Origin of the sequence: Haloarcula sp. Atlit-7R (assembly GCF_003666065.1) — an archaeon.
GTDB classification, from domain to species: domain Archaea; phylum Halobacteriota; class Halobacteria; order Halobacteriales; family Haloarculaceae; genus Haloarcula; species Haloarcula taiwanensis.
Genome location: NZ_QXIK01000005.1, coordinates 14,432 through 35,789, shown reverse-complemented (window position 1 = coordinate 35,789; position 21,358 = coordinate 14,432). Strand labels below are relative to the sequence as shown.

Below are 21,358 nucleotides of genomic sequence, written 5' to 3'. Positions count from 1 at the left end.
CTACAGCACGCTACGTGGCCGCATGGACCGCTTATTTCTCCGGCTCTTCGACAGGCGCTTCGATTTTCGCGACGTCGAGGAGGATTTCGCTGTTCGATTCGTCGACAGCGACAACCGTCCCGGCGACGACGAGCTTTGAGATCGGCGTCGGGCCGAGAATGACTGCCTGGCCTTCGCTGAAGTCCTGTACCGAACTCTGGAGGTGGAACCGGGCGCGGCACTTCTCCGGGTCGTGGACGTTCGTAAAGTTGATTTCCTCGACAGTGACGTCGACCCGTTCGTAGTCGTGAGCGACGACGACGCTCTCGGCCTCGTCGATCTGCTGGCGGTCGATTGCGTCGAAGGCCTCGGAGGTCGGCTTGTATCCGCCTGTCGGGCCGGGAATACCTTCGACAAGCCCCAGCGAGGTCAGGCTCTGCATCTGGTTTCGTACTGTTCCGGGGTTCCGGTCGATCTCCTCGGCGATTGTCTCACCGGTGACCGCCTCACCGGTCTGTTGATACCTGTTTACCAGCGTCGTAAGCATCGTTCGCTGGCTGTTGTTCAGATCGATGCTAACCATACCGGTGTGTATCGGGAGCGGCTACTTATCCCATTGGGTTCACTCATTCGACGCCAGTCGCTGGCACGGCCGCAGCTACTCCATGTATCCCAGTTGTTTCAGGCGGTCTTCGACGGCGTCGCCGTCGTCGCTCCCGAGCGCGTCCGCGATGCTGAGCGGGTCGCGCTCGCCGACGGCGGGGTCCTCGGCAAACACCGGGAGCACCTCGCCGCGCATGTCCGTCGGCACCGCACAGCCGTGGGCAGCTAGCAGCGTCGGGGCGATGTCGAGGATGCTGATACGGTCGAGTTCGCCCTGTGGCTCGAAATCCGGCCCACTGGCGGCGAAGATGCCGTAGGGCGTGTTCTCGGCCGCCCAGCGGTCAGGGCCGCTCTGGACAGTCCCGCCGCCGATGCCGTCGTTGACGTGGACGCCCGGACGCTGGTCGACGACGACCTCCGGCCCGGCGTCGACATAGGGGCCGCTGTACACGTCCTCGCCCCGGTACACGTCGGTAAACAGCGGGCCGTGTTCGTCCTCGACCTCGCGCAGGTCGGCCATCAGCGACTCGCGGACCGATTCCACGTCGAACCGGGGGTTGATGTACACAGGCCCCTGCCCACTGGCGACAACTTTCGTCTGTTCTAGGTCGATAGCTTCGAGCTTCCGGTCCCGCTTGACGCCGTCGCGCTGTGGAACAAGCTGCTGGATGGACTCGGGGACGACGCGAGCGAGCGTGTCGACCAGTCCAGCACGCTTTGCGACCGCAAGCAGGTTCTCCCGGTCGAGTCCGATCCGGGTGAGGACGGCGTCGACGCTGGTGTCCCGGACCTGATAGCCGTTTTCGGCCAGCCACTCGTTGATGTAGAACTCCGTCTGGGTCGCGTCGCAGCCGTGATCGGACATCAGGACGAGGTTCAGCTCCTCCCGGTCGTCGAGTCGGCCGACCCACTTGTCGACCAGCTCCCACGCGCGCAGGCTCGGTTCGTCGTCCCAGAAGAAGTGATGCAGGACATTGAGGTAAAACAGCGTCACGTGGACGAAATCGAGGTCTCGCTCGTCCAAGAGCGTCGTCGCTACCTCGAATCGCTTCTCCAGCAGGTCGAGAATGGCGTCGACCTCCGCGCCGCGCTCGTCGTTCGAGGACAGCAGCGGGTCCGGGTGGACGCTGTAGTCGAACCGGGATTCAAGTTCCTCGGCCAGTTCCGGCGGCGAGGTGTAGCCGGAGCTGATTGACCGGTATTCGCCCTCGACGGCGTCAGGGCCGCCGGCGACGACGAGGTCGTCGATGTCCCGCGGCGGGTACATCGTCGGCATGTTGACGACGCCGGCCGACTGCCCCTCGTCGTTGAGGTAGTCCCACAGCTCGGCGGTATCGTAGTCGCCGCCGTTCATTACGGTGATCTCGCCTGCGGCGAGGTCGACGTTCTCGAACCAGAACACGCCAAAGCCACCGGGGTCTTTCCCCGAGGAGTAGCACTTCCAGTTCGGGAACGTCACTGGCGGCAGACAGCTCCGTGTCCCCGCCCAGGTACCGGTGTCCCGTAACGCGGCCAGATTCGGGAGCTCGCCGGCCTCAATCCACGGGTCGAGCAGTTCCCAGCTCGCGCCGTCGAGGCCGACGACGAGGGTCTTCGTCATGCTGAGACGGAGACAGGCGAGTCACTAGTCCCTTTCGCACCCGTCGCTAACGCGGGCCGACGGGCGACCGCGGGTCGAAACTAACAACGCGTCACTTTTGAGCGCGCCGCCGGAACTGGCAGTATGAGCAACCGGTCGGACATCGCACCGGACACCGTCTCGGTCGAGTTAACCGAGGACGGCGTCGTCGTGGAGTACCTCGACGGCCGCCAGGCGTTCTATCACGGCGTCCCAACGGCGGTCGAAGGGAGCATCCAGACTGCCCCGGGAAAAGACACACACGTCCTGATTACCGACGAGACGGAGACATCGGGTATCCTCGTGTACGTCAACGACCTCCGGACGCATGACGACATTCTCGAAGAGACGGGCGTCGGACGGGTCATCCTTGACGACGGCGAGGAAGACGAACTGTTTCCGGGGGTCACGGTCCGGGACAATCAGATGCGGACAGAAGTGGAAGTGGACTACGACGTGACGAACGGCCGGGTATTCGTCTTCGAGGAGGACGAACTCGGCGAGCGGAGCTTCGAAATCGTCGAAGCGTAATGCCTGTGGTGCGGGTGCGTGACTGCGAGGGCGAGGACCGTTACTGGATGTAGGACGGGTCTTCGTCGTCACAGTTCTCCTCGTGTTGACGCGCGTCGCTCTGGTCGTCGAACATCAGGCCACAGGTCTCGCACTTGTACCACGTGACCTCGTCTCGCTCGGTTTGGACAACCATACCAGAGATTCCGACGGCCGCCCGTATATTATTTTCCCGCAACACAACGGGAACCCTCAAGGGAGTCGGATTGCAAGAAGGCGGCATGAGCGGGGCCACTGACGCCGGTGTCGAACTCACAGTCGAGGGTGCGAACAAGCGCGACGCCGGGCGCGGTATCGCACGACTGCCGGAGTCCGCACGGACTGAGCTGGGCGTGCTGAGCGGGTCGCCCGTCATCGTTGAAGGCGACGACAGGACTGTCGTGAAGGTCTGGCCGGCGGATGACGACGGGTCCTTCGTCCGCATTGACTCAGATACCAGAGCGAACGCCGGCGTCAACATCGGTGACACGGTCACCGTGACCAGCGGGTCAGTCTCCGAGGCCACTGAGATCGCCGTCCAGCCGGTCGAACCGATGCCGGGCAGCGAGGACTACGAGAGCCTGGTCAGGAAGCGCCTGGTCGACCAGATAATCCAGGCCGACGAGCGGACCCACATCGAGGGGCTGGGGACCTTTCTCGTCCGCAAAACGTCGCCGTCGGGGCCGGTTCGGGTCACCGGCACGACGGCAGTGACTGTGCTGCCCGGTCTCGACGGCGGCAGCGATACCGACCAGTCGGCATCCGACGAGACAGCCACGGCGAACACACCGACCGCCGAGACGGAGTCCGGGGTGAGCTACGAGGACATCGGCGGCCTTGACGAGGAACTGGACCGCATCCGGGAGATGATCGAGATGCCCCTCTCCGAGCCCGAGGAGTTCCGCCGCTTGGGCATCGACCCCCCGAGCGGCGTCCTCCTGCACGGCCCGCCCGGGACGGGGAAAACCCTCATCGCCCGTGCCGTCGCCAACGAAGTCGACGCCTACTTCGACACCATCTCCGGCCCCGAAATCGTCTCCAAGTACAAGGGCGAAAGCGAGGAGCGACTCCGGGAGGCCTTCGAGAAGGCCGAGGCGAACGCGCCGGCTATCCTCTTTGTCGACGAAATCGATTCCATCGCGGGCTCCCGCGACGAGGACGCCGACATGGAGAACCGCGTCGTCGCCCAGTTGCTCACACTGATGGACGGCCTCGAAGACCGCGGCCGGGTCGTCGTCATCGGGGCGACGAACCGCGTCGATGCCATCGACCCGGCGCTGCGCCGCGGCGGCCGCTTCGACCGCGAAATCGAGATCGGCGTCCCCGGTGAGAGCGGCCGTCGCGAGATTATGGATGTTCACACGCGGGACATGCCGCTCCACGAGGACGCAGATCTGGACCGCATCGCCGCACAGACCCACGGCTTTGTCGGGGCGGACCTCGCGTCGCTGACCACTGAAGCCGCGATGGCCGCACTCCGGGCGGACCGCGATGACGGTGACGTCCACCAAGACGACTTCGAAAGTGCACTCGCCACAGTCGACCCCAGCGCGATGCGGGAGTACGTCGCCGAGTCGCCGACGGCGACGTTCGACGACGTGGGCGGGCTGTCCGAGGTCAAACAGACGCTGACGGAGGCTATCGAGTGGCCGCTGTCGTACGGAGAACTGTTCACCGCGACGAACACGGACCCACCGAGCGGCATCCTGCTGTACGGCCCGCCCGGGACGGGGAAGACCCTGCTGGCGCGGGCCGTCGCCGGCGAGAGCGACGTGAACTTCATCCACGTCGCCGGGCCGGAAATCATGGACCGGTACGTCGGTGAGAGCGAGGAAGCCGTCCGAGAACTGTTCGAGCGCGCCCGCCAGACCGCGCCGAGCATCATCTTCCTCGATGAAATCGACGCCATCGCCAGCCACCGCGGCCAGGGCAACGAAGTCACCGAGCGCGTCGTCTCGCAACTGCTTGCCGAACTGGACGGCATCACCGAAAACCCCAATCTGGTCGTGTTGGCCGCGACCAACCGCCGGGACATGATCGACGACGCGCTGCTGCGGCCGGGTCGCCTCGAACAGCACGTCGAGGTCCCCAACCCCGACCGTGACGCTCGCGAGGAGATTCTCGCTGTCCACACCGCCGGGAAACCGCTCGCTTCTGACATCCATATCGGGGACCTCGCCGAGGAGACTGATGGTTTCTCTGGCGCAGAACTGGAGGCCGTCGTCCGTGAAGCGTCGATGTTGGCCATCCGGGAGGTGGCGTCCGCCTACGGGCCCGAGGAAGCCACCGAGAACGCCGACGAAGTGACGATTACGCGTGCACACTTCAGCGAAGCGCTGGAACGGGAACGCGCGCGGTAGCCACGAGCGACGCGGTCGGGTCAAGCCGTTTTGCAGTAACTGCTGGTCAGTGGTTTCTCTTGACGCGTTCGGCCGAAAGGCGAGGAGAGGCGAAAGGGTCGACTCCGGGAGAGGAGTAAAAAGGCTGTCCGGACAGCCTTGGCGGACGAGCGACGCCGAGTGGCCGAGCAGCGAGACGGGCGTTAGCGCCGGCATCGACGTGAAAAGCGCCTTGCCGGCAGCTACTCGTAGCGAGTGGACACGCAAAAAAGGCCCGGTTGTCGGGTTCCGGCTACGCCTTATCGTCAGGCGACTCCGAATCCGGTTGGTCAGTGGGCTCCTGCTGTGGGGCGTTGCCTCCGCCTCCACCGTCGCCGTCCTCTGTAGCTGATTCCGACGCGCCTCGTCGGCCCAGTAGCGGGAGCGACCGACCGCGAAGGAGCCGCCGGCCGCCGACGACTGGAACGGCGAGGGCGACGAGCCAGGGCGCGAGACTCGCAGCAGTCACCAGCAGGCCTCGGGTGAACACGTATACGTCGGTCACCGACGAGAGGAACGCAGTGACCAGCGACCGCTCGTGGTACGGCACCTGCTGGGCCGACGGTTCCGGCGCTGGCTCGTGGATTTCGACACGCAGCGTCGAATAGGCGACCCGCTGTTCGAGTGAGCGTTTCTGTGCTTCGAGACGTTCGATGTCACTCTGCACTGACGACAGTTCGTCCTCGATGCGGAGCAGTTCTTCCGTGCTATTTGCCCGGTCGTAGAAGGTCCGCAGTCTGTCGCGGCGCTCCCGGAGATTGGTCAGCCGCGCTTCGAGGTCGACCAGTTTGTCGGTCACGTCTTTCGTCGTCGTCTCTTCGGAGCGGATCGTCCCCTGCTCGGCCACCATCGACTGGGTCGGCTCGTACTCCTCGCTTGGCACTCTGACGACGATGTATCCGGTGTACCACGTTTCGCCGTCATCGCGGTGGAGTTCACGGTTGGAGTCGCTCACGTACCCGCCGGACGCGCGAGCGCGGGCGGCGATTGCGTCGGCCGTCGTCGAGTAGTTCTCCACTTCGACCACCATCCGGCCGTTGCGGATGATGGCCCGGTCGGCCGCCGCGTCGCCGGCCTGAATATTCCCGCTATCCGCGGCGTTCGCCCCGGAGTCCGCTTCGACGGGCTGACTTGAGCTGCTGTCACCGCCGGACATCTGTGCGCCGTCACCGCCGCCCTGTGGCCCGCCCGCGTCGCTGCTCCCACCCAGACCGGCACAGCCGGCAAGGAGGAGGAGGGCGACGACAGCGAGGACCCTAACTCGCGAAGCCATACGGGATGGAATCGTCCTGACGACGGTATAATGACAGCGAACGCTCAAAAACCGCTTTTTGTCAAACAGCGACTGCGGTTATGGCCAGTCCGTCCGGCGGTCTGCAAGCGCCGGAAACTCCTCGCGGACCTGTTCGACACGGGTCGGGTCGAGAGTGGCAGTCACCAGCGCGGGGTGGTCGTCGGCGCTGGCGAGCGTCGTTCCCCACGGGTCGTACACCGTCGACCGACCCAGCAGTTCCGCGTCCTCGAATTTCCCGACGCCGTTCGCTGCGGCGACGTACAGCTGATTCTCGACTGCGCGGGCGCGACCGAACAGTTTCCAGTGCTCGACGCGCGGATACGGCCACGCACTGGGCACGAGCGTCAGCGTCACGCCCTCGTCGACGAGGTGGCGGTACAGCGCTGGGAACCGGAGGTCGTAGCAGGTGGTGACTCCCACAGTGAACCCCTCGAAGTCCACAGTCGGAACCGTCTCACCCGGCTCCAGTAGCTGGGATTCCGCGGAGTCGTAGCCAAACAGATGCTGTTTGCGATACACTGCCCGTCGCTCCCCGTCGCGGTCGAAGAATACGGCGGTGTTCGCCAGTCCGGCATCGGCGGGCACGTCGAACCCGGCCTCAGCGCTCGTCGCCAGGTCCTCGACGACGCTCCCGGCCAACACAGCCACGTCGTGGTCCGCGCCGGTGCTGCAGATTCGACTGAGCGTCTCGCCGTCCAGCCCCTCTGCTTCGCGTGCGTATCGGTCGAACGCGAAGTAGCCGACGTTGAACAGTTCCGGAAGCACGACGAGGTCCGCGCCGTCCGCGGCCGCGTCCTTGATGGCGGTCGTCGCGCGGCTGACGTTCTCGGCGACCGAGTCCGACGAGACGTCTATCTGGGCAAGTGTGAGCCTCATGCTTCGACTTCGAGGTCGTCCCGCAGCGCCTGTTCGAGGTTCTGCATCTCGCCGTCGAGGTTCCGCTTGAAGAAGCGCTCGACGCCCGGGAGCTTGCCGTCGACGATGAACCGGTTCGTCAGCTTCGTGCCGCCGTCGGCTGTCTCTTCGAGTTCGTGTTCGCCCTGAACGGTCATCACCTTCGAGCGACCGATAAAGCGAGCGTACTCCGGGCGACGCTGTTCGACGTCCTCGGTTTTCACCGTCATCGTCTGGTTGACCACCGGAATCGGGAGTTCGATCGACCAGTTCGCGTGTGTGTCGTCGATGATTTCCCAGTCAGTGACCACACTAATCGGCCGGGCCCGTTTATCCGGGTCAGTGATGAATTCCCAGACACGTTCCGGTGTGGCCGGCACAGTCATCGTTCGTTCGACCCGGACAGTCATGGAAGATACTGAGGACTACTGGCCGATGAATCCACCGATTGTAACAGTGCGGAAAACCCGGCAGCGGCTATCCAGTCGGCGTGACGCGCCACGTCGTCGACCGTGCGCGCCCCCATTTCTCGATCTCGACCTCGTCGGCCTCCTCAGCTAAGCGTGGGAGTCGCGCACCCACTTGCTTCGACGAGAGGCCGAGCTGCTCAGCGATGTTCTTCGCGCGGAAGTAGCTCTCTCCACGCGAGACGCTGTCCCGGAGATATTCGAGAATGCGTCGGTCTTCCTCGCTGTAATCGGCCATATAGGAGATACGGTCTCGGCGTTTTTAACGGTTCCCTTCACAGTCTCGCATCTGATACCGGTATCAGGCGTCGTAGGCGTGGATCGCCACGATAGCCACGGCCGCAGCGAGCATCGCGAGCCCGAACGCGCCGCCGGACGTCACGAGCAGGTTCCCCGTCTCAAGCTCCTGTGCGTGCAACACTGCGTAGTTGTAGCTGTTAGTTGCTGTGAACAGGGCCGCACCGACCGAGACGAGCCCGAACACCAGGGCCAGGCCCATCCCCATGTCGCTTTTGGACGCCTTGGAACTCATGTACGACGCTTTCGGTGTTGCCCACTTAGTTCATTCGGGCTGGGGCCACAGGACATATACCGACCCGTCGAAGCGAACCAGCCGCTCGTCTCGGACCCGGTGCTCTACGTCAACAAGACCCGCGGCGCGTGGGACCGGGCGAACCTCACACAGTCCGAGACGCCGCTGAACCTCGCGTTCGACACCTACAACCCCAAGCCGTACCCCTACACGATTACGAAGGTCGGCTACACCATCCGGATGAACGACGTGACCGTCGGAGAGGGCGCTCCGTCGTCGAGACAGACACGGCGCGGCCAGCGCAAGGAAAAACCGGACCGGTTCGGCGTCGCTTACTCGATGGTCGTGTGCTCGGACTCCTCGTTGAGCGCGAGGTTCGTCGCGATTTCGGCGCTCCGGACCGCGAACTCGGCGGTCTGCTGGAGGCTGACGAGCACCTCACGCACTTCCAGCAGCGCCTCGTTGTCCATCTCCGGCAGGTCGTCCAGAATCTCGTGTTCCTTGTCGCCGATGTCCTTGTACAGCTCCCGGACCTGAATCGCGGTGTCGTAGTTGCGGTCGACGGCTGCCTGCACCGCCAGCTCGGTGATGTCGTTGACCTGGTCGGTGAACTCGCGGATGCGCCGCATCGTCGAACTGTCGACGTTGAGCGAGTGGTCCTCGGTCTCGAGGGCGATTTCGGCGATGTCCTCGGCGTTGTCGGCGGTCAGTTCGAGGTTCTTCGCAATCGAGCGGTAGCCGATGAGCGGGAAGCCGTCGTTGAGGCCGATGGCCCGCGCGAGGTTCGGGTTCTGGTAGGCCGTGAAGATGAGGCGAAGCAGGAGGACGAATATCTTGTTGGCCTGTCGCTCGCGGTTGAGCGCCCGCTGCGCGAGATCGGGGTTGCCGTGTGCGAGAGATTTTACTGCCTCGTTTCGCATCGTCGAGCCGGTGGACTCCAGCCGTTCGAGGAGGTTGTTGAGTGTGAAGTCCTCCGGGTCGACGGAACAGCGGATGGCGATTCGGTCGGGTGTCTCCTCGATGACACCAAGCCCCATCAGCTGGGTTTCGGCGTTGTAAACGGCGTTGATGTGAGAGGATTCCAGCGTCTCCCCCTCTGGGGCTTCGACGTGGATGACGCGCCGGCCGAGCACGTACTGGGCGACGATAGCCCGCTCGACAGACGCAGCATCGAGATTTTCCGCGTGGATGATAGCCTCCGACTCCTCGGTCTGGACGGACTCGGGCATGACTGTCAGCGTGCCTTTGCCGCCCATCCGTAGCGACACCTCGTCACCTTTTTCGACGTCGTGCGCACTGGCCCACTCCGCAGGCAGCGTCATCGCGAGCGTCGACGGCCCCAGTCGCTGGACTTTCCGTGTTTCCATATGTCCTTTGTGGGGCGTGAGATACCTTAATCTTGACTATACATGATAAAATACCGCGGGCGATATATCATGGCCTGCCGCCCTCGACTGTGGAAGCGTCAGACGACTTCGACAAGTCTCCGCTCGTGACGCCCGACGCGGACCCGCAGCCAGCCGCGCAGTTCCTCGTCTAATTCCGAGTCCCCAGTGTCGACACGGAGCGTGCCGATGCCGTCCAGCTTCCGCCGCGAAGCGACCACTTCGAGGTCACACTGCCTGATGACCGCCGGCGACAACTGTTGGTTCCCCCGGCCGAACACGAACCCCTGCCCGCCGATGGGCGAGACAACGATGATATTCCGGTCGCCGAGAGCATCGAGAATGTCCGATTCGGCAGCGTCGCGGACGAGTACCTCTCCGTCGCGCCACACATCGACACCAAGGGTCGTCCCGTCGAATCCGATTTCACCTTTGATAGCGCCGACAGTGCTCCCCGGACCAAGAATGTACGTGACGCCTGGTTCGACGGCGTCGGCGACGCTCTCTGCGAGGGACCCGACGCTCCCGCCGCCCAGCTGCTTGGCCGACTGGCGCTGGTCGGCGACGGGGACCGTGGCGACCGCCCGCAGTTCCGTGACGACCTCCCCGCCCCTGAAGGCGTCCTCGTCGATGTCGTTGACCTCCGCACGCTCCGTCTCAGAGAAGCGGGCGACGATGCGGCCGGCCGCCCGCGGCGACACGCCGAACACGGAGGAGTACACCTTGACGCCCGCCGGCACCCCGAGAATCGGGATCGTCGCGCCCAGTTCGTCGAGGGTCATCGCCACGTCCACGGCCGTGCCATCGCCGCCGACGAACAGAATCACGTCCGCGTCAGCCTCGACGAAGGCCCGGACCGCCGCCCGCGTGTCCTCGCTCGTCGTCTCGTCGGCGGTTGCCGGAGCGCCGACAACAGTCGGGTCGAATCCTACCTCGCGAGCGATATCCGCACCCATCGGGTCACCGTACGTGAGCAGTTCCACATCCGCCCCAACCTGGGCGAGCGATTCCAGCGCGATCCGTGCCCGGTCCGGTGCGCGTTGCTCCGCACCACGGCGGCGCGCCTCGTCGACTTTCCCGTCAGTGCCCTTGAGGCCGACGCGGCCGCCCATGCCAGCGATGGGGTTGACCACGACACCGATTCGTCGCATTCGCCGTCACTACGCGACCCTGCGGCAAAAGCGGCCCGGGAGCGTGCCTTTCAAGCCACCCCACGCAGAACGCACAGCTATGTCAGTCGTACTCCAGAGTGGCGTCCAGACAGGAATCATCAACGCGTCCGGCGCAGTCATCACGCTCGGTGGCCTGCTGCTTACGTTTCTCTGGCTGAACCATCTCTACCGGTAGTCACTCCGCCGTTGGTGAGTCGACGCGCTCGCTGAACCACGCCGCTGCCTCCTCGACTAGCTTCTCCTCTGTCCCCTCGAACCGGACGGTCACGTGGTCGCCCGGATAGCTACCGACCTTGACCGGGAACTGCTCCTGTACCTCCGCGAGTCGGTCGAGCAGCGCGCTCTCGGGCTCATCGGCGTCGACGGTGCGAACGTACCGCTGCTCGCCGGTGAACTCGTCGGCGACCTCCTCGAACATCCGCTTCATCTCGGCCGGCACGCCCGGCAAGACGTAACAGCTCTCGACGACACAGCCGGGTGCGACGCCCTCGTGATTGGACAAGACACGGGACCCCTCCGGCACCTCGCCGGTCCCATCGGTCAGGTCGTCGCGCGTATACCCGCCGTGTTCCTCCAGCCACGCGATGGCGTCCTCGCTCTCGACGACGTCCCGGCCGAACGCCGCGGCGACGGCCTCGATGGTTTTGTCGTCGTGCGTCGGTCCGAGGCCGCCGGTGACGATGACGGCATCGAACTCCGCGTGGTACTCGTTGACCACGCGGGCGATGTCCGCGATCTCGTCGGGGACGACCGTCGTCCGTCCGACAGTGACGCCCCGCTCCGCGAGCTGGTGTCCCAGCCACGCGGCGTTCGTGTTGACCGTCTCGCCACTGAGCAGTTCGTCTCCGACCGTGACTACCGCGACGCGCATACCGCCTGCTTGGACTGGGGGACACAAATACTGTCGGTCACAGCACTTAGCGGTTTCAGTGAATCGGAGAGAAATGCTCCGTCAGGGATTTGAACCCTAGTCATCACCGTGAGAGGGTGATATGATTGGCCGGACTACACCAACGGAGCGTACACAACTTCGTAGCGAGGAGATACGTATAATCATTGCGTTTCAGCCCCGCCCTGTGCTGGTTTATCATGCTGGTCGCTGTAACTATTACCAGCTCTCTGCGGTAGCGAAATGTCACACGGACGCACAGCCGGACGTATCACTCATCGTCAAACGGTGATCCAGCGGCGTCGGGTTCCTGACCGGCGAGGCTGATTATGTTCTCGCGGCCGACCCTGAGCTTCGAGATATCGCCGTTGTCTTCCATGTCAGAGAGGAGCATGCTCACTTTCGACTTCGACCAGTCGGTGCTGTCGACGATATCCACCTGCTTCATTCGGCCGCCGTTCTCCTCCAGCAGCTTGCGGACGCGGTCGCTGTCGGTGAGTAACTCCTCGTCAGGGACCGCCGGTTCGTCGGGCGTATCGGTGTCCGCTGTTGCATCGCCCGGCGGAGCCGACGACGGCTGCTCCGTGGCCGCAGCGGCTGACGGTGTCGAAGCGGGCGGTTCGTCGTCGTCGGTTCCCAGCACCTGTCCCAGCGCGCCGGACCGCCACGCGGCCGCACCGCCGGCGACGAGGGCGATAAAGATGACGACAGCCGGGAGCATCCACGATGGCCCGCCACTGGACCCGTCAGGGGCGTCGGCAGCCGCCGTGGTACCGCGCTCCGTCTCGGTATTCTGCCCGGTCTCGCGCGGTTCCAGTTCCACGTAGGGCCGGCGGTCGTTGAACGACTGCTCGCCGTTCCACGTGACACTCGCGCTGTTTTCGAGCGAGTCAGGGGCGCTCTGTGAGTCCGGGTCCGGCTGGACATCGACGAACGTCAGTTCGGGGCCGCGCTCAAAGACGAACGACTGACTCGACCCGATGTAGAACCCGCCGTCGAATACGTCGCTGACAACCACTGCATCGCCCTCGACGACCGCGAAATTATGCCAGCGGAACGACATCTTCACCGTCCCAGTGTTCTGGAGCGGGTCGACCGTTGCCGACCGGTCGTAGTCGGTCGCACTCATGTTCCGGCCGGTCACGTTCGTCCCGTACTGCGTCAGCAGCGTCGACTGCCTGACGAAGTTCTGGTATAATGGCTGCTCTGACTGCTCGAACTCCGCGGCGAACTCCTCGAACTGCTGTTGCTCAGACTCGTTCGTGAGCGGGGTCCTGTGGAGGATAGCCCACTCCGCGGACCCGTTCTGATACAGCGTGACCTGGAACGTCGTCCGGTCGAACCTGTCCGGCGTCTGGACGCCGACGCTCTCGTCGGTCGGCTGTGCCACCGCCAGCGGCGCGGCACCGCTTCCCAGCAAGAGAACCAGCACGAGACTGGCGACGACCAGGCGTACCATCTGTCGTATATCATCGATGGACCGCATAAAAGCGCTGTGAATAGCACTGTTCTCAGTCAGTATCGGGCCGGTGTCCGGTGATTTCTCGATACGAGTACAACGAAGGTGCTGGTGACCGAAACCGGTGTCGCGCGCCGTGCGGGCGCTCGATCTCACAGCCCTCACCGGGTTCGAAGTAGATTCAATCGGCACTCTGTCCCGTGGTATCGGTTGTCTCTCGTCTAACACGTGACCATGGGAGGGGGCGATTCCTGTTTTGACACCGGTGTCTTGGCTTCTACACCGGTATTTCGCATAAATTTCCGGTGGGTTATTTAGAGAGGAGGGTCCAACGAACGGTAACCTATGGGAATTGCTGAGTTCGCAAGAGACGGCCGCGTAGTGGTGGGCGATCGGCCGGGCGCAGCAGTGGTAGCCGCTGTAAGTGGCTTCCTCTTGCTGGATTTAGTTGCAAAGCTCGCTGGGACAACCGTGTTCTTCCTCGGAACCAAGTTGCTGGGTGGCTCCCTCACTGTGGGCTCGTTGCTCTCGATGGTGGTGGACGGGCTGCTCGTCGGACTAGCGGTTGGACTCGCCGGAATCGGCCTGTCGATGACATACAGCATCCTCGACTTCGCTAACTTCGCACATGGGGACACGGTGACTGTCGGGGCGTTCCTGGGATGGGTCGCCGCTTATATCACCGCTGGCCTCGGGACCGGAGCCCCGATTTCAGAGCTGTTTATGCTTAACTCGGGACGGCAGTTGAGCACCGTTTCGACGTTCGGTCCGGTGCTTCTGGGTCTCGTCATCGCCGGCGTTGGGTCCATCGGTATCGTGTTACTTATCGACCGCCTCACCTATCGCCCCATGCGCGACACGGACAACATCTCGTTGTTGATTGCGTCAATCGGCGTCGCGCTCGCGCTGCGCTATCTCATCGCGTTCGTCTTCGGCACGCAGACCAGTGGGGTCGCAAGCGGCGGGCTTCGGGTGACCGTTTTCTCGATGGTCTCGGTGACCGACAACGAAATCACTCTGCTGGTAGTGTCGGTCCTGCTGATGCTCGGCGTCCACCTTCTGCTACAGCGGACGAAACTGGGCAAAGCAATGCGGGCGATGGCTGACAACGAGGATCTCGCACGCGTGACCGGGATTCCGACTGAACGCGTGATCCGGCTCACCTGGATTCTCGGTGGCGGCCTGGCGGGCATCGGCGGCTACCTCCTTGTTCTGGAAAGCGGCACCATCGCGTTCAATTTCGGTTGGATACTGCTGTTGCTCATCTTTGCCGCCGTTATCGTCGGCGGTATCGGCTCGATATACGGGGCGATGGCCGGCGGCGTCCTCATCGGGTTGGTTGACAGTCTGGCCCTGATCTGGTTGCCATCTGGGCTGACCCGGGCTTCCGCGTTTCTGGTGCTCATCGTCGTCTTGCTGTTGCGCCCGTCCGGCATCTTCGGGGGGGTGTCGACAGCATGAGTACTGTTGATACTGTTCGAGACCGTCTGGACGCACTCCCAGACGTAGGGCTAGTTCTCGGCTTCATCGCCAGTATCTGGGCCGTCATGCTCGTGCTGGCAATCGCTGTCGGCGGTGCGAACTGGACGAACCTCGCCGCCGGCTTCGTCGGCAGCGTGACCGTTCTTATCGGTGGCTATGCCATCCTCGCGCTGGCGCTGAATCTCCAGTGGGGATACACCGGCCTGTTCAATATCGGCATCGCGGGGTTCATGGCCGTCGGCGCGTACACGACGGCGGTGCTCACCGCGCCAACTGACCCGGCTGCCGGGGCGGTCCCCGGCTTCGGCCTCCCGCTGTGGTTCGGCCTCATCGGCGGCATGGTGATGGCCGCTATCGTCGGCGGCCTCGCAGCGCTACCGGCGCTTCGACTGAAAGCAGACTACCTCGCCATCGTGACGGTTGCGTTCTCCGAGATCATCCGGCTTATCGTCAACTGGAACGGCCTCGCCGAGGTCTCGCTGTTCGGGGTGCCGTTCGGAACCGGCGGCGCGACTGGTATCTCGTTCAAGTCCGCGAACGAGGTGGCGTCGACGCTTATCAACGGCGTCGGGCAGCCACTCGTTACCGCTGCGGAGGGTGTCGGCGTCTCCGGGCCGAACCTGGCGAACCTCACGTACGGAATACTCCTCTTGCTGGTCGTGGCCGCGAGCTACTGGGTGCTCGCTCGAATCACCAATTCGCCGTTCGGCCGCGTGCTGAAAGCGATCCGCGAGGACGAGACCGTGACCCAGTCACTGGGCAAGGACACCCGGCTGTTCAAAATCAAGACGTTCATGATCGGCTGTGCGCTGATGGGGCTGGCCGGCGTCCTGTTCCGCGGACAGGCGGGCTACGTCAGCCCGCAGCAGTTCAGACCGACGATTACGTTCTACGTGTTCGCGGCGCTCATTATCGGCGGCTCCGGCTCCAACACCGGGAGTATCATCGGCGCAGCGACGTTCTCCGGGCTGCTGTTCTACCTGCCCGCCCGACTGGGCGAGAACGTCACTCTTGGCGGCACTCGCGCACCCGGCAACATCATCGACGCAGTCGCCGGGCTCGGGTCGCTGGATCCACTTCCTCTCCTCGCATACACCATTAGCAACGTCAGTACGCTCCGGTTCGTTCTCATCGGCGTCGTGCTGATATACATCATTCAGAACCAGCCAGAGGGGCTGCTTGGCCACCGAAACGAACCCGCAACGAGCGTGCGCCTCGATAGATCGCAGTCAGGGCCAGGAGGTGAGGCAGATGAGTGAACCTGATGCTGCACCGCGACAGGAGACCGCCGTCACGAGCGACGCGATCGAGTCGCCACTGCTGGAAGTCGACGGCCTCCGCAAGGAGTTCGGTGGCGTCGTCGCGGTCGACGGGGCGACGTTCTCCGTCGCAGAGGGGTCGCTCACTGGCCTCATCGGGCCGAACGGGGCCGGCAAGTCGACGACGTTCAACTGCATCACGGGCATCCACGAGCCGACTGGCGGTCGGGTTACCTTTGACGGCCAGAATATCACCGGGCTCGCGCCGTACACGCTCGCAAACCGCGGGCTAGTCCGGACGTTCCAGATCGCCCGCGAACTGTCCGACATGACCGTCATAGAGAACGTAATGCTCGCGCCGGGCGGGCAGGTCGGTGAATCGGTCATCCGGTCGGTGACGCCGGGGCTTCGCGGCGACGTGATCGCGGACGAGACCGCCGTTCGCGACCGCGCGTGGGAGACGCTGGAGTTCTTCGAGATCGATCACCTCGCACACGAGAACGCCGGCAATCTGTCGGGCGGCCAGCGAAAGCTGCTTGAGATGGCGCGGGTCCTGATGACCGACCCCGAGATGATCCTGCTGGACGAACCGCTCGCCGGCGTCAATCCGACGCTCGAAGAGAAGTTGCTGGAGCGGATCCACGAACTCCGCCGAGAGCAGGGCCTGACCTTCCTGCTGGTCGAACACGACATGGATGTCATTATGAACAACTGCGAACACATCATCGTCATGCACCAGGGGAGCGTCCTCGCCGAAGGGGACGCCGAGACCATCAAGTCGGACGAGCGGGTACTCGAGGCGTATCTGGGAGGTGACGTATGAGCCAGCGTGCAACGGAGTCCGAGACTGTCACGCTCCCTAACCCAGCCGAGCGACTTCTCGCCATCCGGGACCTCGATGCGGGCTACGGCGACCTGCAGGTCCTGAGTGACGTCCACATGGACGTTGCGGACGGCGAGTACGTCGTCATCGTCGGCCCGAACGGGGCCGGCAAGTCGACGGTGATGAAGTCCGTCTTCGGCCTGACGACGTACATGGGCGGGGATGTCATCTTCGACGGGACCGATATCAGTCAGCGAAATCCCGACGAAATCATTTACGAGGGAATCAGCTACGTCCCCCAGACCGGCAACGTGTTCGGCTCGCTGAGCGTCCGCGAGAACCTCGAGATGGGCGCGTACATCCTCGACGAGGTGCCGGAAGGCCGGATCGAGGACGTGTACGAGCGGTTCCCGATTCTCCGGGAGCGGTCCGACCAGTCGGCCGGGACGCTGTCGGGCGGCCAACAGCAGATGCTCGCCATGGGCCGGGCGCTGATGCTCGACCCCGACCTGCTGTTGCTCGACGAGCCGTCCGCCGGGCTCGCTCCCGACCTCGTTGACGATATGTTCGACCGCATCGACCGCATCAATGACGACGGCACGGCTATTCTGATGGTCGAGCAAAACGCAAAAGAGGCACTTCGGCGGTGTGATCGGGGTTACGTGCTCGTACAGGGGCAGAACCGCTACGAAGACGACGGAACGGTTCTCCTCAACGACGAGCAGGTTCGACAGGACTTCCTTGGCGGATAAATAAAAACGGTCGGCGCTGCGGCCCCGTTACTGGTTCATCGCACTGTTGATCTCAGACGTGTAGGACGACTGTTGTTGCTCGAAGCCGACCTGATTGACGATGGTTCCGCCCTCCGCTTCGAACGCGCCGGCAAACGCCTCCTGCAACGCCTGCCCGTAGCTGTTGTTCACGTACAGCGTCGATGCAGTCTCGGCACCGAGTTCGTCCACGCCGACTTGCGCCAGGACCTGCCCCTGCAGGGCGTCGCTGGGTGGGGTACGGAACATGTAGTCGTTGTCTTCGAGGTCGGTAATCGTCGGCGACGTGGACGCCGGCGAACAGCCGACGACGCCGCTGTCGATGAGCACGTTCCTGGCGACCTGTATCGACGTTTCGGAGCTGGCCGCACCGGTGATAGACGGATAGCCCGCACTGACCAGTGAGTTGGCCGCGTCGATGCCCGCCTGCGCCTGCGTCTGGGTGTCACCGACCTGATAGTCGAACTCGAAGTCGACCTCGCCTTCGAGTTGCAGGGCCGGAAGTATCGCGCCGTCGCGGATTGGCCTTCCGAGCGGCCCGAGATCGCCGGTCTCGGGCATCAGCACACCGAACCGGATCGTCCGTCCGGAGTCGCTCCCGGAGCCGTTTGGTTCCGGCTGCGGGATGTCGTCGCCAGCGTTGAAGTCGACGGTGCTGAGCGATTCGATGCCACCGCCGTCCTGGAAGCCAAAGACCTGATACTGCGCGGAGGCCATGTCCCCGTTTTCGTCGAAATTGACTGCACTCGACGCCCCCTCGTACTGGATGTTCTCGCCCGCGGCGGCCGCTTCGACGGCCGCTGGCAGTTCGGAGGGACCGTACGTGTCACCCCCGGGGTTGGCGACGACGCGCATGTGATTCCGGACGGCTTGTCCGTCGTTTTCGCCGGCCAACACGTTCGCGAGAATCTGAACTGCCGTCGCGTCGTAGGCCTGTGAGGTGAACACGCCGGCCTCGTCGTAATCGAACTCGGAGGTGAACAGGTCGGTGAACGTATCGACGCCGGGACCGGCCGCCGACGGGGCCGTGCCACGGGCGTTCGACATATCGTTGCCGACGTTGCTCGGCAGCTCCCCGTCCTGCAGTCCGTCGGTGACGAGGATATCGGCGGCGTCGTCGCCGTAGTCAGCATAGAAGTCCTTGAACAGTTGGACACCACTCTGGGGGTAGCCGACGACCATCAGCACGTCCGGCGACTCCGGACCGCTGTCGCCACCGGACTCGGTCCCGGTTCCGGTCATTCCGCCATCACCCCCGTCTCCGCCGTCCCCGCCGTCTCCGCCGGTCTGTTCAGTCGAACAGCCTGCTAATCCGCCGAGCAGACCGACAGTGCTTATCGCCCCGGTTCGCTTCAGGAACGCTCGCCGATTAGTATCGCGAGACATACCACTTACCAGTGATGCACATCTTATAAAACTATATCCTCCCGTAACCCTGCTGTTCCGTAGTCTGCTACGAGCGCATCGATATTTTTTGTTGCCGTCGTTAGATATTAACGTTGAACTACTCGCTATCGGTTCAGATAGCGCTCAGAGGACCAGCACCGCTGCAAAAAACGTCGATGGTCGTCCCTTACTCGAAGTGACTGACCGACTTCTCGTACTCTTCAGCAGCCTTGTCCCAGTCGACGACCTCGAAGAAGGCGTCGATGAAGTCACCGCGGGCGGGACCGTAGTCGTAGTAATAGGAGTGCTCCCAGACGTCGAGCGCGAGGATGGGATGGGAGCCCCAGAGTGCGCCCTGGTCGTGCTTGTCGACCGGCACGTTGCGCAGTTGCTTGGCAACGGGGTCGTACACGAGCAGCGCCCAGCCGCCGGCGGCAGATGCGGCGGCTTCGAACTCGCCTTTCCAGCCTTCGTAAGAGCCGAAGTCCTCCTCGATGCGGTCACGGAGGGCACCCTCCGGCTCACCGCCGCCGTTGGGGTCCATGTTCTCCCAGAACAGCGTGTGGAGATAGTGCCCACAGCCGTTGTGGGTGACGTTGCCCATCGCAGCAGCGCTCGAGCCGAAGTCACCGGACTCGCGGTTCTCGGCGAGCGTCTCCTCGGCCGATTCGAGGCCGTTTACGTACCCCTGGTGGTGGGTGTCGTGGTGCCAGGTGAGCACCTGCTCGGAGATGTGTGGCTCCAGTGCGTCGTAGTCGTACGGGAGCGGTGGCAGTTCGGGATTTGAGTGTTCGGACATATGAAAACGCCTCCATCAATATCTGTCGCGCGGCTGCCTGTTAAACGTTTAGGAACCATTTGGTAGCACTAAACAAGGACAGCGAGACAGAGCGGTGACGGCCCGTGGCAGAGACGCTATCGAGCGCCTTCGTTTCGCGTGTAAGCGCCCGGGAGAGTTCAGCAAAGCAGAACGAAGCCGCCCTAGTCGTCTCCTCTGGCCTGCTCGAACATCGCGAGGGCTTGCTCGCGTCGCTCACTGTGGTCGACAACTGGGTCCGGGTACTCCGGCGCAGCGTTGCGCCGTTGTGTGAGCGAGCACTCGTTCCAGTCGTGGATAACTTCTGGCGCAGCGTCCCGTAACTCCGGGACGTACTCCTTGATGTACTCGGCGCTCGGGTCGTAGTCTTCACCCTGTGTCATCGGATTGAAGATGCGGAAGTAGGGCTGTGCGTCGGTCCCCGTTGAGGCTGCCCACTGCCAGCCGCCGTTGTCGTTGGCCGTGTCGTGGTCGACCAGTTTCTCCCGGAACCACTCGTAGCCGTGCCGCCAGTCGATGAGTAGGTCCTTGGTGAGGAAGGAGGCGACGATCATCCGGACGCGGTTGTGCATGTAGGCTTCCTCCCGGAGCTGTCGCATTCCGGCGTCGACGATGGGATAGCCCGTCTCGCCGTCTTTCCAGGCCTGCAACAGCTCTTCGTCGTTTTCCCACTCTATTGGATTCTCGTAGGACTTGTAGTTCGAACTGACGACGTGGGGATGGGCAAACAGTACTTGCGTGTAAAACTCTCGCCAGGCCAGCTGGGACTGGAACTCACGGACGGACTCGCGACGGTCGCCGCCGGTCCCCTCCTTGGCGTCCTGCGTGCGGTCGTACACCTCGCGAATACCGATGGTACCGAACTTCAGATGAGCCGAGAGCCGGGACGTGCACTCGTCAGCCGGGAAGTCCCGGCGCTCCTCGTACTCGTAGACGTTCTCGTTGAGGAAGTCATTGAGCAGGGCGCGCGCTTCATCGGTTCCCGCCGCTGGCACGTCCGCTTCCGGTTCCTCGAAGCCGAGGTCGGCCAGTGTCGGGAGCGTATCGCCGTCGACGTCGGCCAGTTCGTCGGCTGACGGCGGCTCATAGGGAGCCGCCTTCTCGCGGTCGTGCCATTTCCGGCCAAAGTAGGTGAAGACGCTGTAGGGGTCGCCGTCGTTCGTCGTAATCTCACCGGGTTCGTGCAACACGGCGTTCTGGACGGCCTCGCGGGCCACGTCCGCATCGTCGAGGGCTTGCCGGACGGCCGCGTCACGTTCCCGTGCGAGCCCGGAGTAATCCTTGCCCCAGGTGACTTTTTCGGCGCCGTACTCGGCTGCCAGCTCTGGCAAAACGGAGGTGGGGTCGCCCTCAGCTACAATCAGGTCACTGCCGCGGTCGCGGTACCACTCGCGCAAACTGTCGAGCGCGTCCAGCATGAACACGACCCGTGGTGGGCCAGCGTGGTCGAGCACGGCCCTGTCGAAGACGAACACCGGGACAACCCGGTCGGACGGTGTCGCCGCGGCGAGGCCAGCATTGTCCGTCGGCCGGAGGTCACGGCGATGCCAGTGGAGACGCATACGTAATACACGGACCAGCCCGGCCAAAAGGTACTGCCCA

At 63.7% G+C, this 21,358-nt stretch carries 21 protein-coding genes and 1 tRNA gene; 6 read left to right on the top strand and 16 right to left on the bottom strand.

Going from position 1 to position 21,358, the window contains the following annotated elements; all coding sequences use genetic code 11:
* Window positions 1-31: 31 nt before the first annotated feature.
* Both D3D01_RS11965 and D3D01_RS11960 read right to left on the bottom strand, forming a co-directional pair.
* Window positions 32-562 carry an Rrf2 family transcriptional regulator gene (locus D3D01_RS11965; RefSeq protein WP_023843253.1) on the bottom strand — a complete coding sequence of 177 codons (531 nt, stop codon included), beginning with the start codon at window positions 560-562 and terminating at the stop codon, window positions 32-34.
* 75 nt (window positions 563-637) lie between these two features.
* On the bottom strand, window positions 638-2,182 hold the full coding sequence (locus D3D01_RS11960) for an alkaline phosphatase family protein (protein WP_121512340.1): 1,545 nt from the start codon (window positions 2,180-2,182) through the stop codon (window positions 638-640).
* Window positions 2,183-2,305: 123 nt separating this feature from the next.
* Between D3D01_RS11960 and D3D01_RS11955 the strand changes: the two genes are divergently transcribed.
* Window positions 2,306-2,731 (top strand): DUF5796 family protein, encoded by a 426-nt coding sequence (locus D3D01_RS11955; protein WP_101350008.1) that lies wholly within the window; start codon window positions 2,306-2,308, stop codon window positions 2,729-2,731.
* A 40-nt stretch (window positions 2,732-2,771) separates the two neighbouring features.
* On the opposite strand, the gene D3D01_RS24835 is transcribed toward D3D01_RS11955, so the two are convergent.
* Entirely contained in the window at window positions 2,772-2,906 is a 135-nt protein-coding gene (locus tag D3D01_RS24835; protein WP_004517924.1) for a hypothetical protein, read from the bottom strand.
* A gap of 85 nt (window positions 2,907-2,991) precedes the next feature.
* On the opposite strand from D3D01_RS24835, the gene D3D01_RS11950 reads away from it, so the two are divergent.
* Window positions 2,992-5,109 carry a CDC48 family AAA ATPase gene (locus tag D3D01_RS11950; RefSeq protein WP_121512339.1) on the top strand — a complete coding sequence of 706 codons (2,118 nt, stop codon included), beginning with the start codon at window positions 2,992-2,994 and terminating at the stop codon, window positions 5,107-5,109.
* A 271-nt stretch (window positions 5,110-5,380) separates the two neighbouring features.
* Here the strand turns inward: D3D01_RS11950 and D3D01_RS11945 are convergent, their stop codons facing one another.
* From D3D01_RS11945 to D3D01_RS11895, 10 genes are all read right to left on the bottom strand, one after another.
* A complete protein-coding gene (locus D3D01_RS11945) occupies window positions 5,381-6,400 on the bottom strand; it encodes a DUF4349 domain-containing protein (RefSeq protein WP_121512338.1) in 1,020 nt (339 codons plus the stop codon).
* Window positions 6,401-6,478: 78 nt separating this feature from the next.
* A complete protein-coding gene (locus D3D01_RS11940; protein WP_121512337.1) occupies window positions 6,479-7,297 on the bottom strand; it encodes a carbon-nitrogen family hydrolase in 819 nt (272 codons plus the stop codon).
* Window positions 7,294-7,725, bottom strand: a complete 432-nt coding sequence (locus D3D01_RS11935) for an SRPBCC family protein (protein ID WP_101350012.1) — start codon at window positions 7,723-7,725, stop codon at window positions 7,294-7,296. Before D3D01_RS11935 ends, D3D01_RS11940 begins: the two co-directional genes overlap by 4 nt.
* Window positions 7,726-7,792: 67 nt before the next feature.
* A complete protein-coding gene (locus tag D3D01_RS11930) occupies window positions 7,793-8,020 on the bottom strand; it encodes a hypothetical protein (protein WP_004592831.1) in 228 nt (75 codons plus the stop codon).
* Window positions 8,021-8,083: 63 nt separating this feature from the next.
* On the bottom strand, window positions 8,084-8,281 hold the full coding sequence (locus D3D01_RS11925) for a hypothetical protein (RefSeq protein WP_101351434.1): 198 nt from the start codon (window positions 8,279-8,281) through the stop codon (window positions 8,084-8,086).
* A 365-nt stretch (window positions 8,282-8,646) separates the two neighbouring features.
* Window positions 8,647-9,681, bottom strand: a complete 1,035-nt coding sequence (locus tag D3D01_RS11915; RefSeq protein ID WP_004961528.1) for a phosphate uptake regulator PhoU — start codon at window positions 9,679-9,681, stop codon at window positions 8,647-8,649.
* A gap of 98 nt (window positions 9,682-9,779) precedes the next feature.
* A complete protein-coding gene (locus D3D01_RS11910; RefSeq protein WP_121512336.1) occupies window positions 9,780-10,850 on the bottom strand; it encodes an ATP-NAD kinase family protein in 1,071 nt (356 codons plus the stop codon).
* A 196-nt stretch (window positions 10,851-11,046) separates the two neighbouring features.
* On the bottom strand, window positions 11,047-11,742 hold the full coding sequence (locus D3D01_RS11905) for a molybdopterin-binding protein (protein ID WP_121512335.1): 696 nt from the start codon (window positions 11,740-11,742) through the stop codon (window positions 11,047-11,049).
* A gap of 74 nt (window positions 11,743-11,816) precedes the next feature.
* A tRNA-Glu gene (locus D3D01_RS11900) sits at window positions 11,817-11,891 on the bottom strand.
* 140 nt (window positions 11,892-12,031) lie between these two features.
* Entirely contained in the window at window positions 12,032-13,246 is a 1,215-nt protein-coding gene (locus tag D3D01_RS11895) for a hypothetical protein (protein ID WP_121512334.1), read from the bottom strand.
* A 318-nt stretch (window positions 13,247-13,564) separates the two neighbouring features.
* Here D3D01_RS11895 and D3D01_RS11890 point away from each other — a divergent pair, with 318 nt between their 5' ends.
* From D3D01_RS11890 to D3D01_RS11875, 4 genes are read left to right on the top strand one after another with little or no spacing between them, the layout of a single operon-like run.
* Window positions 13,565-14,680, top strand: coding sequence for a branched-chain amino acid ABC transporter permease (locus tag D3D01_RS11890; protein ID WP_101350016.1), 1,116 nt, complete (start codon window positions 13,565-13,567; stop codon window positions 14,678-14,680).
* A complete protein-coding gene (locus D3D01_RS11885; protein ID WP_121512333.1) occupies window positions 14,677-15,960 on the top strand; it encodes a branched-chain amino acid ABC transporter permease in 1,284 nt (427 codons plus the stop codon). The genes D3D01_RS11890 and D3D01_RS11885 overlap by 4 nt, the downstream gene beginning before the upstream one ends.
* Window positions 15,953-16,783: an ABC transporter ATP-binding protein gene (locus D3D01_RS11880; RefSeq protein WP_101350018.1), complete on the top strand. Its 831-nt coding sequence runs from the start codon at window positions 15,953-15,955 to the stop codon at window positions 16,781-16,783. The genes D3D01_RS11885 and D3D01_RS11880 overlap by 8 nt, the downstream gene beginning before the upstream one ends.
* On the top strand, window positions 16,780-17,535 hold the full coding sequence (locus tag D3D01_RS11875) for an ABC transporter ATP-binding protein (RefSeq protein WP_121512332.1): 756 nt from the start codon (window positions 16,780-16,782) through the stop codon (window positions 17,533-17,535). Before D3D01_RS11880 ends, D3D01_RS11875 begins: the two co-directional genes overlap by 4 nt.
* Before the next feature lie 27 nt (window positions 17,536-17,562).
* On the opposite strand, the gene D3D01_RS11870 is transcribed toward D3D01_RS11875, so the two are convergent.
* The 3 genes from D3D01_RS11870 to D3D01_RS11860 form a co-directional block, all read right to left on the bottom strand.
* Complete coding sequence (locus D3D01_RS11870; RefSeq protein WP_101350020.1) at window positions 17,563-18,939, bottom strand: ABC transporter substrate-binding protein; 1,377 nt, start codon at window positions 18,937-18,939, stop codon at window positions 17,563-17,565.
* Between the two features lie 187 nt (window positions 18,940-19,126).
* The gene (sod, locus tag D3D01_RS11865; RefSeq protein WP_053968142.1) at window positions 19,127-19,738 is read right to left on the bottom strand and encodes a superoxide dismutase; all 612 of its coding nucleotides are present in this window, start codon (window positions 19,736-19,738) and stop codon (window positions 19,127-19,129) included.
* Between the two features lie 182 nt (window positions 19,739-19,920).
* Window positions 19,921-21,318, bottom strand: a complete 1,398-nt coding sequence (locus tag D3D01_RS11860; protein ID WP_121512331.1) for a deoxyribodipyrimidine photo-lyase — start codon at window positions 21,316-21,318, stop codon at window positions 19,921-19,923.
* Window positions 21,319-21,358: the final 40 nt, after the last annotated feature.